At 61.4% G+C, this 13,456-nt stretch carries 15 protein-coding genes; 5 read left to right on the top strand and 10 right to left on the bottom strand.

Translation table 11 applies throughout. The annotated features are described in order from the left end of the window. The first annotated feature begins 467 nt into the window (after window positions 1-467). Entirely contained in the window at window positions 468-716 is a 249-nt protein-coding gene (locus NKJ00_RS08205) for a hypothetical protein (RefSeq protein ID WP_352629397.1), read from the top strand. A gap of 377 nt (window positions 717-1,093) precedes the next feature. On the opposite strand, the gene NKJ00_RS08200 is transcribed toward NKJ00_RS08205, so the two are convergent. From NKJ00_RS08200 to NKJ00_RS08185, 4 genes are all read right to left on the bottom strand, one after another. Next, window positions 1,094-1,339 carry a hypothetical protein gene (locus tag NKJ00_RS08200; protein ID WP_352629395.1) on the bottom strand — a complete coding sequence of 82 codons (246 nt, stop codon included), beginning with the start codon at window positions 1,337-1,339 and terminating at the stop codon, window positions 1,094-1,096. Between the two features lie 212 nt (window positions 1,340-1,551). Beyond that, window positions 1,552-1,851: a DUF982 domain-containing protein gene (locus NKJ00_RS08195; RefSeq protein ID WP_127291564.1), complete on the bottom strand. Its 300-nt coding sequence runs from the start codon at window positions 1,849-1,851 to the stop codon at window positions 1,552-1,554. A gap of 44 nt (window positions 1,852-1,895) precedes the next feature. Next, window positions 1,896-2,351, bottom strand: a complete 456-nt coding sequence (locus NKJ00_RS08190) for a hypothetical protein (protein WP_352629393.1) — start codon at window positions 2,349-2,351, stop codon at window positions 1,896-1,898. Between the two features lie 69 nt (window positions 2,352-2,420). Continuing rightward, a complete protein-coding gene (locus tag NKJ00_RS08185; protein WP_352629391.1) occupies window positions 2,421-2,909 on the bottom strand; it encodes an Hsp20 family protein in 489 nt (162 codons plus the stop codon). A 284-nt stretch (window positions 2,910-3,193) separates the two neighbouring features. Here NKJ00_RS08185 and NKJ00_RS08180 point away from each other — a divergent pair, with 284 nt between their 5' ends. The 3 genes from NKJ00_RS08180 to NKJ00_RS08170 all read left to right on the top strand — a co-directional run bounded on the left by NKJ00_RS08180 (window position 3,194) and on the right by NKJ00_RS08170 (window position 4,971). Further along, window positions 3,194-3,625, top strand: a complete 432-nt coding sequence (locus tag NKJ00_RS08180) for a cupin domain-containing protein (protein WP_352629389.1) — start codon at window positions 3,194-3,196, stop codon at window positions 3,623-3,625. Window positions 3,626-3,718: 93 nt separating this feature from the next. Further along, a complete protein-coding gene (locus tag NKJ00_RS08175; protein WP_245455919.1) occupies window positions 3,719-4,477 on the top strand; it encodes a copper homeostasis protein CutC in 759 nt (252 codons plus the stop codon). Then, window positions 4,474-4,971 carry a GNAT family N-acetyltransferase gene (locus NKJ00_RS08170; protein WP_352629387.1) on the top strand — a complete coding sequence of 166 codons (498 nt, stop codon included), beginning with the start codon at window positions 4,474-4,476 and terminating at the stop codon, window positions 4,969-4,971. Before NKJ00_RS08175 ends, NKJ00_RS08170 begins: the two co-directional genes overlap by 4 nt. Window positions 4,972-4,999: 28 nt before the next feature. Here the strand turns inward: NKJ00_RS08170 and NKJ00_RS32205 are convergent, their stop codons facing one another. From NKJ00_RS32205 to NKJ00_RS08145, 6 genes are all read right to left on the bottom strand, one after another. After that, window positions 5,000-5,116, bottom strand: coding sequence for an MFS transporter small subunit (locus tag NKJ00_RS32205; RefSeq protein WP_502906405.1), 117 nt, complete (start codon window positions 5,114-5,116; stop codon window positions 5,000-5,002). Between the two features lie 109 nt (window positions 5,117-5,225). Beyond that, a complete protein-coding gene (locus tag NKJ00_RS08165) occupies window positions 5,226-6,605 on the bottom strand; it encodes an L-lactate MFS transporter (RefSeq protein WP_352629385.1) in 1,380 nt (459 codons plus the stop codon). Window positions 6,606-6,850: 245 nt separating this feature from the next. Beyond that, a complete protein-coding gene (locus NKJ00_RS08160) occupies window positions 6,851-7,873 on the bottom strand; it encodes an acyltransferase family protein (RefSeq protein ID WP_352552390.1) in 1,023 nt (340 codons plus the stop codon). 272 nt (window positions 7,874-8,145) lie between these two features. Beyond that, window positions 8,146-8,943, bottom strand: a complete 798-nt coding sequence (locus NKJ00_RS08155) for an FAD binding domain-containing protein (protein ID WP_352629383.1) — start codon at window positions 8,941-8,943, stop codon at window positions 8,146-8,148. Between the two features lie 89 nt (window positions 8,944-9,032). Further along, window positions 9,033-11,381 carry a xanthine dehydrogenase family protein molybdopterin-binding subunit gene (locus NKJ00_RS08150; protein ID WP_352629381.1) on the bottom strand — a complete coding sequence of 783 codons (2,349 nt, stop codon included), beginning with the start codon at window positions 11,379-11,381 and terminating at the stop codon, window positions 9,033-9,035. 125 nt (window positions 11,382-11,506) lie between these two features. Continuing rightward, on the bottom strand, window positions 11,507-12,004 hold the full coding sequence (locus tag NKJ00_RS08145) for a (2Fe-2S)-binding protein (RefSeq protein WP_127291588.1): 498 nt from the start codon (window positions 12,002-12,004) through the stop codon (window positions 11,507-11,509). A gap of 264 nt (window positions 12,005-12,268) precedes the next feature. Here NKJ00_RS08145 and NKJ00_RS08140 point away from each other — a divergent pair, with 264 nt between their 5' ends. Then, on the top strand, window positions 12,269-13,453 hold the full coding sequence (locus NKJ00_RS08140; RefSeq protein WP_050592709.1) for an FIST signal transduction protein: 1,185 nt from the start codon (window positions 12,269-12,271) through the stop codon (window positions 13,451-13,453). Window positions 13,454-13,456 lie beyond the last annotated feature (3 nt).

Raw genomic sequence — 13,456 nt, 5'->3', positions numbered from 1 at the left:
GCTTCTCCCATCTAATCTCGACCAGCCGCAGAATCGGATCCTGGTCGACTGGATGGAAAGGCACCTTGTGTCCGCATTTTTCGCAGCGAACCTTCGCTCGCACCTGCTCAGTGGTCACATTCCGATAAACTCTCTCAGTTCCAAGGGCTTGTAGAAGCGTTTAATGTTGCAATGGCCGCATGGAATGCGTGCCACCTGCCCCGCCTTGTGGGCATGCATTGACGTCCAAGGGGCGCCCATTCTTGTCGCCGTTCGGATTGGGTGCCGGTGCCTCTCGCACGTCTCGCGGTGGCGGGTCGACATGTTCAAGCTCAGGCGGGGCTTCTTTGTCCGGTTCGGGCTTCGATCGTGGTTCTTTGATCTTGCTTGGCATAATCGAGTTAACAGCACTGCCGGTCCCTTGTTCCCGTAGCAAGCAGAAACCTGAATGCGTGGGGAACCGGGAACGCTGAAGAGCGTTTTTTCGCATGCTCAAGAAGATCGCTCTCGCCGCCGTGCTGGTCCAGGTTGCCGCGTTTTCGGCTCTCATCACCCAGACGGTCCTCTTCGCGTCCACGGCCACACAGGCCGCCGACGCGAAGCCCGGCGACGCAGTCGCCGTCACCATTGAGAACGAACGGGACAAGGCGGCGCAGCCTATTGTTGCCGGCCAATGTCCAACGCGGCTTGTGGCGAGCAAGGTCTTCACGGGGAACGTAATTACGGCGCAACAATAACTCGCCATCGATGCCGGCCATCCGTCGATCCCCCCAATTTAAGTCAGGGCAATGTGCTTGAAAGCACAATGATTCCTGTTACTTGCGGCGTAGGGCGAGTGCGTTTGGGTTGGGCAAGACTGGTATGATTTCATCGAATATGGAATGCCCGCGCTGTCATGGCAGCGGCCGGGTTTTCGACTGCTCCAAGTGGTATGCGTCAAACGGGCACTGCTGCCCGCAGGGAACCCATCGGGGTGGCTGCCCCGGAAAGACGAGCGCCTGCACGGAATGCGACGGCTTGGGGACGATGGCGGAGCCTCCGCTGAGAGCGGTGGCGTAATCTGCGAGAGCCGCGCATGCCGCTGATGGCGCGGAGGCGCCCGAACGAGCATATTTTACTCTGTTGGTGTTTCTACGGGTGGTGCGGCCAGAACCGTGATGTCCATCCTGGCGATCTTGGATGCCGCGCGGCCTTGCGCGCCAGCATCCATATCGCCGCCTGCGGCAACCATGATTTTGGCCAGATGTCCCACGGCGTCCGCGCTGCGGCCCGGCGAAAATCCTTCCCCGGTTTGCGGCTTCCCCACTGCCGTTTGTTTTTCCGGGACATGCGGATGTTGACTTGCGATAGCGGAAACCATTGAACCTCCTGTGGCGACGCTTCGAACATTATATTAGCGTTGACTGTTGCGAGGCTGACCCAGCCAGTCGCCAAAAACCGCACCAGGGAGTTCGAACAAAAGATCGAGCCGCCCCGCTACAAGGTGAACTGGTAGGGCAGCTCACCTTGCAGCGATGTGAAAACGACGATGCAGGCCCAGCCATCCTGGTAGCGCCGCCCCTTTTATCAAGGCTAAGCGGTAATCCCACCGCGACCTGACCTTGTGCCGTCCATCCAAGGGAACTGAGCAAGCGGGTCCTGCAGGATCTTGACGGATCTTGCGAAGCCGGCGACGGCATCGCGCGCCACCGTCAGCGGAACCTGGCCGTCGTAAGCACGCTGGCAGGCTCGAAAGGCCGTTTCGAAAATCGGACCCCGCCTTTCCCTTGGCCACTCGTCAAAGAAGTCAAAGGCGTCGTCGAGGCACCCTATTTCTTGAATGAACTCGCCATTCTTGACCAGGACCGGTTGGTCGAACGTCCTGTCACTCATGTAATCCTCCATTCGGCACGGTGGGTTGTTGCTGGTTCGGGTCATCATGCGATTGCATGCTCCGGCTCGGCCAACATGCCGCCACCTCCACGCCCAGGCGGTACCGTTGCAATGGCCGGGATTGGCGGCGGATCATCGTCGTCATCTCGCCAGGGGTGCCGCATCCAACCGAGGCGGCTCTTCCTGCGGCGCCGGTCGAAAGACGGGCTGACGGTGCCCGGCATCTTTGAAATACGCGGTTCCCGCCCGGATTCGTCCAGGAGGTGGAGGGCGCGAAGTATGTCGCTGACTTCCACGATGGCGCCGTTGTCCAATTGCCGCAACGCGGGATTGTCAGGAACCGCATGAACGTCGGAAGCCCAGAAAGCGAGCAAAGCCCGCTTTGCGCCGATTGTCATCGTCTCCTCGTTCAGGACGTCATCTGGCGTCCGCAACCCCGCGGGTTCCACGGCAAGATTTTTCGGTTCGGGTTGGTAAAAACTGTAAGCTTCGGTTCTCATCTCCATTCTCCGCGATCTGTGCCTCCCGGCCGAACCGGGAGGCGGACCGTAGATCTAGGTTCCTGGGAATCAGGCGACCTCGCGTTGAGGCTCCGCATGCCAATCGATCGGCTGCTTCTTGTCGGGTTGCTCGAGCGAAGCCGCTTTGGCTTCGGATCCTATCTCTATGCGCCGAGGCTTGAGTTCCTCGGGCACTTCGCGGATCAGGTCCACCGACAGCAAGCCATTCTCGAGGTTGGCCGCCTTGACCTTTACGTGATCGGCAAGTTTGAACACCTGCTTGAAGTTGCCCGTCGCCAAGCCGCGATGAAGGACCTCCCGATTTTCCTGGTCGGGTTTCCTTTGGCCGATGACAGACAATTCGGGGCCGTTCTGCATGAGTTCGACCTCATCGAGAGCGAAGCCGGCGATAGCCATCGTAATGCGATAGTCGTTCTCGCCAATCTTCTCGATATTGTAGGGAGGCCAGTCGGAGCGCCCGCTTTTCTCGAGCATATCGAAGAGACGGTCGAAGCCGACGGTTGTGCGGTAAAGAGGGGTATAATCAAAGCTTCTCATAGCCATATCCTCCGTGAAGCAACATGGGTTACGAGGCTGTCGCAGCGCCGCTGCGACGCCAGTATGTCGAGCCGAAGCCTCGACGGAAAACGATCTGGTAATCGTGTTTTTTTCCGTCAAGAGGGGCGTAAAAAAATTTCTGGCCGGCAGGCAGATCCAGCGAGCCATGCTCTTCGGCGGGGAATTCCGCCACACCGTACGAGGTCCGCTGAAGCGGGTGCCCAAGGCGCTGCCTTGCGTGCTGGCGGTCACTGCGCGATGTTGGCGGCGGGGTGGAGCGAATCATGCGAAAAATTTTGATGTCCGGACTGCTGCTCGCGGTGGCCTTTTCCGCGAACCCGGCCCACGCGCTGGACAGCAGCGGCACGCCTGTCGTCGTGAGCCCTCTTGCGTCGCGCACGACGACCGCGTCCGGCCAGCCGATCACGCTGCCGCAGAAGAACGTGCAGGTGCTGGTCTCGACCTACGACATCGCGCCGGGCGCGACCTTGCCGGTCCACAGGCACCCTTTCCCGCGCTATGCCTATGTCCAGGCCGGCACGCTGAAGGTCACCAATGTCGAGACCGGCAACAGCAACACCTACAAGACTGGCGATTTCATCATCGAAATGATCGGCCAGTGGCATCAGGCCACCAATATCGGGGATGTCGAGGTGAAGCTTCTGGTGATCGATCAGGTCGAGCAAGGCGCCAAGAATACGGAATTGCGCCAATAGCCGTCTGCGCCCGAAGGCGAAAGGCTGTTCGCGCTTTCGCAGCAGCCGGCCCGGTGCTAGGGCTGGCCGGGAAATCATGGACTGGATCGCCCCTTGACCAAAGCTCTCCGCCTGCCGCTGATCGAAATCTGTGTCGAAGGCATTGACGGCCTTCTCGCGGCGCAAGCCGCCGGCGCCGACCGGGTCGAACTATGCGCCAGCCTCATCGAAGGCGGCATCACGCCGAGCCTCGGCACGGTCCGCGCCGCCATCGAGCAGGCAAGCGTGCCGTTTCACGTCATGGTGCGGCCGCGCGGCGGCGATTTTCTCTACAGTGAGACCGAATACGCCTCGATGCTGGCCGATGTCTCGGCACTGCGCGAACTCGGCGTGCCCGGCGTGGTGTTTGGCTGCCTGAACGCCGATGGCACCATGGATGAGGCGCGTATGAGCGAACTGACGCAAGCCGCTGGCCCCTTGAACGTCACCTGCCATCGCGCCTTCGACATGACGCGCGACCCGGCCGAGGCGCTCGAATCGCTGATCCGCAGCAAGGTCGGCCGCGTGCTGACCAGCGGCCAGCGTGACACTGCCATCGAAGGCTTGCCGCTGTTGGCGGATCTGGTGCGGCAGGCCGGCGACCGCATCGTCATCCTCGGCTGCGGCGGCCTGGATTTGCACAACATTGCCGAAGTGCGCAGCAAAACCGGCCTGTCCGAAATGCATTTTGCCGCCCTCAAGGATGTGCCGAGTGCCATGGACTACCGCAATCCCCATGTCGGCATGGGTGGCTCCGATCTCGATCGCGAGTATCGCAACACGCTCACCGACACACCGCTGGTGGCGGCAACGATCGCGGCGGCGAAGGCATGACCTCGACCCCTGCCCCGATAGCCCGTGTATCGGCCGCAGACGAAGCGGCGATCCTGGCGCTCAACAACGAGCATGCCGCCGAACTGTCGTGGCTGGAGGCTGAGCGGCTGTCTTTCCTGCTTGGCGAAGCGTTTTACACCAGGCGCATCGGCGATCTCGAAGCCTTCATCATGACCTTCGACCAGGACGCCCGCTACGACAGCCCGAACTTCCTGTGGTTCCGCGAGCGCTATGAGCGGTTCGTCTATGTCGACCGCGTCGTCGTGGCGGCGCATGCGCGCGGCCGCGGCCATGCCCGCCGGCTCTATCAGGATCTGTTCGGCCATGTTGAGCGCGCCGGCTACAATCTGGTCACCTGCGAAGTCAACACCGACCCGCCGAACCCCGCCTCGGATGCCTTTCACGCCGCCCTTGGCTTCACTGAGGCCGGCGACGCCGTCATCCACGGCGGCAAGAAAGCAGTCCGCTATTACATCAGACGAACCTCCGTCTGAGGCCAGGCGGATCGAGCTGAAGACGGGGCTACTGGAACAAGGCTGTCGCACTCACCAGCGTCATCCAGAACCCCCAGACCAATGGGATGCCGACCAGCAGCCAGGCCAGCGTCAGTTTGATCGAATTGCCGTTGCCTTGCGCCATGTCGGTCTCCTCGGAGCATGATCCCGAAAAGTGGGCTCCGGTTTCGGAAAAGATCAAGCTCAAACAATACGATAGAGCCCATCCCGATTCTAGCGGGATGGAACTGGCTCTAAGCCACCGCTGGTTCGGTCTTCATGTGGAAGCGTGCATTGACCGGCCGCATCATCAGGTTGAGCAGGAGGCCGACAACCAGCAGGCCGGCCATGATGTACATGGTGACCGTGTAGGCGTCGGCCTTCGCCACGCCGCTGTCGATCTGGTACTGCCTGATATAATTCACCAGCACCGGGCCAAGCACGCCCGCCACCGACCACGCGGTCAGCATTCGGCCGTGGATGGCGCCGACGTAACGCACGCCGAAGACGTCGCGCAGGTAGGCGGGAATGGTGGCGAAGCCGCCGCCATACATGCTGAGGATGATCCCGTAGAACAGCACGAACAGGAAGACGCTGCCGGTCTGGCCGGTCCAAGGCACCGCCGCATAGAGGACGACGCCCAGCGCGAAGAAGATGGCATAGGTTGTCTTGCGGCCGATATAATCGCTGGTCGAGGCCCAGAAGAAGCGGCCGAGCATGTTGAAGATCGACAACAGGCCGACGAAACCGGCAGCAGCGGCCGGCGAGATGCGTCCCGGGAACATCTCCTGGCTCATGGCCGAGGCTTGCCCGAGCACGCCAATGCCTGCCGTGACGTTAAGGCACAGCACACCCCAAAGCAGCCAGAACTGCGGCGTCTTCAACGCATCGTCGAGATGGACATTGGACGTCGTCACCATCGCATCCTGTGCCGCCGGCGGCGTCCATCCGGCGGGCCGCCAGCCCTCCGGCGGCACCCTGACGATAACAGCCCCAATCAGCATGAAGACGAAATAGACGATGCCCAGCACGAGGAAGGTTTCAGCGACGCCGATATGCTCAGGCGTCGAAAACAGCTTCATCAGATAAACCGACAGCGGCGAGGCGATGAAGGCGCCGCCGCCGAAGCCCATGATCGCCATGCCGGTTGCCATGCCCGGCCGGTCCGGAAACCAGGTGATCAGCGTCTTGACCGGCGAGATGTAGCCGAGGCCGAGACCGATGCCGCCCAGCACGCCGTAGCCGAGATAGATGATCCACAACTGGTGCAGATAGACGCCGAGCGCCGAGACAATGAAGCCGCCACCGAAACAGCAGGCGGAAGCGACCATGGCTTTGCGCGGCCCGACACGATCCAGCCAGCCGCCGCCGAACGCCGCCGCAATGCCCAGGAACAGGATCGCGATCGAGAAAATCCAGCCAAGGCCGGTCAGCTTCCAGTCGTCGGGCGCCGAGTCGGTGATGCCGATCAGCTTCGACATCGGCAGGTTGAAAACGCTGAACGCATAGGCCTGGCCGATGCAAAGGTGTATGCAGAGCGCCGCTGGCGGCACCATCCACCTGCTGAAGCCAGGCTCGGCGACGGTGCGTGAGCGGTCGAGCCAGCCGCCCGCCCTCTCCCCGGTCGTGTCCATTCCATCCTCCCAGATGCGTCTTCGAACCATCTTCTCAGATGTGTCCTGCGAACAAACTAGGCGGGTGAGCCGGTGAGGCAATAAGGAATGCCTGTCATAACCAATGTCTAATGAGACTGGCCTATATCGAAAGCAGGTCATTACTTTCCAAAAAATTATATTAGAGATAATTAATTGATTGTCTGCTTATGAAGCGCGATCCACTCCACCTGCACTCGCGATCATCTGGCCGGGCACGACGGCATTCACCAGTTGCGGTTGAGCCATTCGCGCGCCGGGCGCTCGATGAGGTAGTAGCTGCAGAGCGCGCAGGCAAAAACGCCGGCCAGCATCGGGATCGGCGCGCTGCCTTGTTCATAGACGAATTTGTAGAACGGCTGCTGCCACAGATAGAGCGAGTACGACCACAGGCCCAGCGTCGCCATCGGCCAGGAGGACAGCAATCCGGAAAAATACCGTGGGCTGAAATCGAGTGCGTTGACGGCCAGCGCCAGCAGCGGCACCGCGAAGAGATAGTGGATCGGCGTCGGCACCTGATCCAGGAACAGGACAACGGCACAGAACGTTGCCACCAGGGCCACATGCTTGCCTCTCAAAAACGCAGGCAGCCTGCCATCGGCCTTGAGCAGGCAGATCGAAGCCGACAGCAGGATCGACGCGATGTGCACGTCGGTGCGCCAATACGTGGTTTCGTAGTCCATCCCGAAGACCCAGTACGAAACCGCGCCATTGGCCATGGCCAGCAAGGCCAGCGCCAGGAGCAGCACGACCACGCGAGAGCGACTTGAGACGATGACGCTGATCAGCGCCAGGATCATGTAGGCGTGCTCCTCGATGCAGAGCGACCAGATATGGTCGAGCGCCCCTGCCCGCGTCACGAGAATGCCGGCATAGTTGTAGGTGAATGTCAGCGCCGTCAGCGCCGCCTTCCATTTGAAGGCGATGAACGTGCCGGCCAGCGCGATCATCGCGACGACTACGAAGACCAGAAGAGCTGGATAGATGCGGGAGAAGCGGCGTTTGAAGAATTTTTTCAGCGGGTAGCGTTCGATGAACAGGATCTCGCCCATCAGCCGGCCGCTGAGCACGAAGAAGAATTCGACGCCCAGCACGCCAAGATTGATTCCCGGAACCGGAAAGAAATGGCCGATCAGCACCAGCGCGATCGAAAGCCCGCGCCAGCCGTCGAGATAGGCCAGTCTTGTTCTGGTTGATCTGTCGGCGGCGGATCGGGACGGAACGACATGCGTCGCGGAAATGTCGGTCATGCCGATCCTCTCGCAATAGGTATGCGAAGGGTACGACGGTACATTTCGAACCCAGCTCGCATTCCCGCCCAAATCCATATTGCAGTGCAGTATGGATTTGTGCAAGTGCGAGATTGCCGCCGGTGCAGTTCCAGGTGAAGTGTCGGCGGAAGAAATTGCTCAGGCAAACGATTGGTGCGGGGGGCGATTCCATCAAAAGTTGGACAACTACAGGTCGTCCCAAAAGGAAAGGGGCCGCATGACCCCTTCTCCCGTGTTCACAACTGACCGTATCAGGCGTTGGCGGCAGCCACCGCGCGCTTGGCCATCACCGCGATCAGATTGGCGCGATAGTCGGCCGAGGCATGGATGTCGGTCATCAAATTCTTCGCCGGCACTTTCACCCCTTCGAGTGCCGAGGCCGCAAAATTCTTGGCCAATGCTGCCTCGATTTCCTTCGAACGAAAAACGCCGTCGTCGCCGGCACCTGTGACGGCGACGCTGACGCCATCCTTGCCCTTGGCCACGAACACGCCGACGATGGCGTAGCGCGATGCCGGATTGCGGAATTTTTCATAGGCCGCCTTGGCCGGCGCGGTGAAGGTGACGGCGGTGACGATTTCGCCATCCTTCAACGACGTTTCGAACAGGCCTTTGAAGAATTTGTCGGCTGATATCTGGCGCTTGTTGGTGATGATGGTGGCGCCCAGCGCCAGCAGCGCCGCCGGATAATCGGCCGCCGGATCGTTGTTGGCGATCGAGCCGCCGATCGTCCCCTTGTGGCGCACCGCCGGATCACCGATCAGCGATGCCAGATGGGAAAGCGCCGGACAGACCTTCTTCAGCTTCTCGTCATTGGCAACAGCGTGATGCGTGGTGGCGGCGCCGATGGCGACGGTCTTGCCCGACACTGTGACGCCCTGCAGCTCCGTGATCCGCGACAGGTCGACAAGGTCGGACGGCGCGGCAAGCCGCGTCTTCATCGCCGGGATCAGCGTCATGCCGCCCGAAAGCAGCTTGGCGTCGCCGGTCTTGATCAGCTTGGCGGCATCGGCGACCGAGGCGGCGCGGTGATAGTTGACTGCGTACATTTCTCTTTCTCCCCTGGGTGAAAGAGCGAACAGGAAGTAGCGAACATCGCGTTCTCCCCTATTCGCTACTCCCTATTCGCCATTCGCGTTCAATGTTTCGTCGCGCGGATCGCGGCCCACACGGTGGACGGCGAAGCCGGCATGGCAAGATCGTTGCTGCCGATGGCATCAGTGATGGCGTTGATCACCGCCGGCGGTGAGCCGATGGCGCCGGCCTCGCCGCAGCCCTTGATCCCCAACGGATTGCCCGGGCAAGGCGTGTTCGAGGTCGAGACCTTGAACGACGGCAGATCGCCGGCGCGCGGCATGGTGTAATCCATGTAGCTCGCGGTCAGCAATTGTCCGCTGTTGTCGTAATAGGCGCCTTCGAGCAGTGCCTGGCCAATGCCTTGCGCCAGGCCGCCATGCACCTGGCCCTCGACGATCATCGGGTTGATGATGTTGCCGAAATCGTCAGCGGCGACGAACTGGACGATCTCGGTGACGCCGGTTTCCGGGTCGACCTCGACCTCGCAGATATAGCAGCCCGCCGGGAAGGTGAAATTCGACGGATCGTAGAACGCCGTCTCCTTGAGCCCGGGCTCCATGCCGCCCGGCAGGTTGTGGGCAGTGTAGGCGGCCAGCGCCATCTGGAACCACGGCACGTTCTTGTCGGTGCCGGCCACCTTCAGCGCGCCGTTCTCGATGATGATGTCGCCTTCGTCGGCCTCGAGCAGGTGCGCCGCGATCTTCTTGGCCTTGGCCTCGACCTTGTCGAGCGCCTTGACGATGGCTGACATGCCGACCGCACCCGAGCGCGAGCCATAGGTGCCCATGCCCATCTGCACCTTGTCGGTGTCGCCATGGACGATCGAGACCGAATCGAGCGGCACGCCGAAGCGCTCATTGACCAGTTGCGCGAAGGTCGTCTCATGGCCTTGGCCGTGGCTGTGAGAGCCGGTCAGCACCTCGATCGTGCCGACCGCGTTGACGCGCACTTCCGCCGATTCCCAAAGGCCGACACCGGCGCCGAGCGAGCCGACGGCCGCTGACGGCGCGATGCCGCAGGCCTCGATGTAGCAGCTCATGCCGATGCCGCGCAGCAACCCCTTGTTGGCGGCGGCGGCCTTGCGCTTGGCGAAGCCGGCATAATCCGACGCCTGCATTGCCGCATCGAGCGAAGCGGCATAGTCGCCGGCGTCGTAGCACATGATGACCGGCGTCTGATGCGGAAACGCTGTGACGAAGTTCTTGCGCCGCAGCTCAGCCGGCGAAACGCCGAACTGGCGGGCCGCCGTCTCCATCATGCGCTCCATGACGAAGGTCGCTTCCGGCCGCCCTGCCCCGCGATAGGCATCGACGGGCGCGGTGTTGGTGTATATCGCCTTCACATTGGCGTGGATGGCCGGGATGTTGTACTGGCCCGACAGCAGCGTCGCATAGAGATAGGTCGGCGTCGCTGATGAAAACAGCGACATATAGGCGCCAAGATTCGCTTGGGTTTCCACCTTCAGGCCGAGGATCCTGTGGTCCTTGTCGAAGGCCATTTCAGCATGGGTGTGATGGTCGCGGCCATGCGCGTCGGTCAGAAAGCTCTCGGTCCGGTCGGCCACCCATTTGACCGGCACGCCGGTCTTCTTCGACGCCCACAGGCAGACGATCTCTTCGGGATAGATGTAGATCTTCGAGCCGAAGCCGCCGCCGACATCGGGCGCGATCACGCGCAGCTTGTTTTCCGGCGCGACATTGTAGAAGGCGCTCATCACCAGCCGCGCCACATGCGGATTCTGCGAGGTCGTCCAGCAGGTGTAGTGATCCTCAGCCTTGTCGTAATGGCCAAGTGCGGCGCGCGGCTCCATGGCGTTGGGCACCAGCCGGTTGTTGATGATGTCCATCTTGACGACATGGGCTGCCTTCCCGAAGGCCGCCACGGTGTCGTCGGCATTGCCGATGTCCCAGTCGAAGATCAGATTGTTGTCCGCTTCGGGGTGGATCTGCGGCGCACCCTTGTCCATCGCCTTGGAAGCATCGACGACGGCCTTGAGCTCCTTGTAGGTGATCTCGACCGCCTCGGCGGCATCACGCGCCTGCCCCTTGGTCTCGGCGACGACGATGACGACGGCGTCGCCGACATAGCGGACCCGGTCGAACGCCAGTGGCGACCATGCCCCCATCTTCATCGGCGAGCCGTCCTTGGAGTGGATCATCCAGCCGCAGATGAGATTGCCGATGCCGTCGGCCTTGAGTTCCTTGCCGGTCAGCACGCCGATGACGCCGGGCATGCCTTGAGCCTTCTTCACATCGATCTTCTTGATCTGCGCATGCGCGTGCGGACTGCGCACGAAGGCGGCGTGCTTCATCCCGGGAACCACCATGTCGTCGACATAGCGGCCGGCGCCCGTGATGAACCGTTTGTCTTCCTTGCGCGCGACCCGAGCGCCAACACCTTCAATGCCCATCAGAAATTCCTCCGGAATTTATGGGAGTAGGGCAGTAGGGGAGTAAGGGAGTAGGGAAAAAGAGGCCTCGTTGCGTTGGCCTTTTTGCCCTACTCCCCTACTGCCCTACTCCCTTATTCCCTTGCCTAAGCAGCTTGTTTCGCCTTACCCTTCGACCCCTTCATCGTCATCGATGCGGCGAGGATCGCCTTGACGATGTTGTGGTAGCCGGTGCAGCGGCAGATGTTGCCGTCGAGTTCGGCACGCACCGTCGCCTCGTCGAGCCCTTCGGGGTGGCGGCTGATCATGTCGGTCGCCGTCATGATCATGCCGGGCGTGCAGAAGCCGCATTGCAGCCCGTGATGTTCCTTGAAGGCAGCCTGCACCGGATGCAGGTCGGCGCCATTGGCCAGGCCCTCGATCGTCAACACGGTGGAGCCGGAGGCCTGCACCGCGAGCATCGTACAGGATTTGACCGCCTTGCCATCGACGTGGACGACGCAGGCACCGCATTGCGAGGTGTCGCAACCGACATGCGTGCCGGTAAGACCGAGATTTTCCCGCAGGAAGTGAACCAGAAGTGTTCGGTCCTCGGCAGCACCGCTGACCCGCTTTCCGTTCACCATCAACGAAACGTCCGACATGGTCCCTCCCTGGGTATCAACCTTGGTATCCACGCTGCCGACGCGGTATTCGCGCTTCGGTGGTGCATTATTCGTACACCGCACATCGGACAAAAAACAGCACGTCGCAAACGCGGAACATTGTACTTTCGGTCATGGCCGCGCCCAAACATGCGGTGCCGGTGGCCCCATTGCCAAACCGCCGATTGAAGGCAACAATGTCGGTCGACGCCCGCGCGCCAGAAGCATTTAAAAACAGCCGCGCACAAAAAAGCGTCGGAGGAAATGCGGAGAACATCGCTGGCCAATTCACAGACGCGCTATGCATGCGGCCTGTCGGCGCTCACCACGGACGAGCCCGACATGGAGGCGTTCGCCAAGGCGATCGCACTGGAAGCAGCCGCCATCGACGCAGGCTTTGCCCTGCTGTTCTTTTCCCAGAGCCTAGTCGAAGCCAGCGCCCTTTCCCAGGCGCTCATGACCCACGCACCGGCGCTCCACCACGCCGGCTGTTCGACTGCCGGCGAGATCACGCCGCAAGGTCTCGAGGATGGTCATGTGCTGGCCATGCTGCTTCCGTCCACCGCGTTCACCGCCGTTAGCGTGATGGTCGAAAATCTGTCCTCGTCGGGTATGGACAGGATCACCGGCGAGGTGGAGACCCTGCGGCGATCGCTGCGCGCGCGCCTCGGTTGCGATCGGACCAAAGGCACTTTCGCGCTCTGCTTCATCGACGGGCTCTCTTATGCCGAAGAAGCGGTGAGTTCAGCCATCCACTGGGGCCTCGATGACATACCGCTGCTTGGCGGCTCCGCCGGCGACGATCTGAAATTCGAGACGACGCGCCTGATCTCGAACGGCAAGGTCACCTCCGACAGCGCCATCATCGTGCTGATATCGACCGAAATTCCCTTCCATGTCTTCAAGACCGACAACTTCGTTCCCACCGATGAAAAACTGGTGGTGACGGCTTCCGATCCCGATCACCGCATCGTGCGCGAATTCAACGCCACCAATGCAGCGCAGGAATATGCCGCGTCCGTCGGCATCGTCGCGCAGATGCTGACGCCACTGAGCTTCGCCTCGCATCCCGTGGTGGTGAAGGTGGGCGGCCAATATTATTGCCGATCGATCCAGAAGATGCATGCCGACGGCTCGCTGTCGTTCTTCTGCGCCATAGACGATGGCGTCGTGCTGTCGATCGCCCAACCAAAGGACATGGTCGAATCGACGCGCGCCGCCCTGCGCGATGTCGAGGAGAGGCTTGGCGGCATCGACATGATCCTCGGCTTCGACTGCGTGCTGCGCCGGCTCGACGCGCGCAATCGGCAGGTGTTTCGCGAGATTTCGGAACTCTACCGGGTCAACAATGTCATCGGCTTCGGCACCTATGGCGAACAGTACCGGTCGATGCATCTGAATCAGACTTTTACCGGCATCGCCTTCGGCGAGCGCCAGGCGGCGGAATAGGAC

Source organism: Mesorhizobium sp. M0227, assembly GCF_040321855.1.
Lineage (GTDB): Bacteria > Pseudomonadota > Alphaproteobacteria > Rhizobiales > Rhizobiaceae > Mesorhizobium.
The sequence above is the reverse complement of the archived record's forward strand: the minus strand, read 5'-3'. Positions and strand labels throughout refer to the sequence as shown.

Coding starts and splice junctions, on each gene's coding strand:
- NKJ00_RS08200 (WP_352629395.1), bottom strand. CDS start 1,339: ATGGTTTCCGCTATCGCAAGTCAACATCCGCATGTCCCGGAAAAACAA.
- NKJ00_RS08170 (WP_352629387.1), top strand. CDS start 4,474: ATGACCTCGACCCCTGCCCCGATAGCCCGTGTATCGGCCGCAGACGAA.
- NKJ00_RS08165 (WP_352629385.1), bottom strand. CDS start 6,605: ATGGACACGACCGGGGAGAGGGCGGGCGGCTGGCTCGACCGCTCACGC.
- NKJ00_RS08195 (WP_127291564.1), bottom strand. CDS start 1,851: ATGAGTGACAGGACGTTCGACCAACCGGTCCTGGTCAAGAATGGCGAG.
- NKJ00_RS32205 (WP_502906405.1), bottom strand. CDS start 5,116: ATGGCGCAAGGCAACGGCAATTCGATCAAACTGACGCTGGCCTGGCTG.
- NKJ00_RS08155 (WP_352629383.1), bottom strand. CDS start 8,943: ATGTACGCAGTCAACTATCACCGCGCCGCCTCGGTCGCCGATGCCGCC.
- NKJ00_RS08160 (WP_352552390.1), bottom strand. CDS start 7,873: ATGACCGACATTTCCGCGACGCATGTCGTTCCGTCCCGATCCGCCGCC.
- NKJ00_RS08140 (WP_050592709.1), top strand. CDS start 12,269: ATGCGGAGAACATCGCTGGCCAATTCACAGACGCGCTATGCATGCGGC.
- NKJ00_RS08205 (WP_352629397.1), top strand. CDS start 468: ATGCTCAAGAAGATCGCTCTCGCCGCCGTGCTGGTCCAGGTTGCCGCG.
- NKJ00_RS08145 (WP_127291588.1), bottom strand. CDS start 12,004: ATGTCGGACGTTTCGTTGATGGTGAACGGAAAGCGGGTCAGCGGTGCT.
- NKJ00_RS08150 (WP_352629381.1), bottom strand. CDS start 11,381: ATGGGCATTGAAGGTGTTGGCGCTCGGGTCGCGCGCAAGGAAGACAAA.
- NKJ00_RS08190 (WP_352629393.1), bottom strand. CDS start 2,351: ATGAGAACCGAAGCTTACAGTTTTTACCAACCCGAACCGAAAAATCTT.
- NKJ00_RS08185 (WP_352629391.1), bottom strand. CDS start 2,909: ATGAGAAGCTTTGATTATACCCCTCTTTACCGCACAACCGTCGGCTTC.
- NKJ00_RS08180 (WP_352629389.1), top strand. CDS start 3,194: ATGCGAAAAATTTTGATGTCCGGACTGCTGCTCGCGGTGGCCTTTTCC.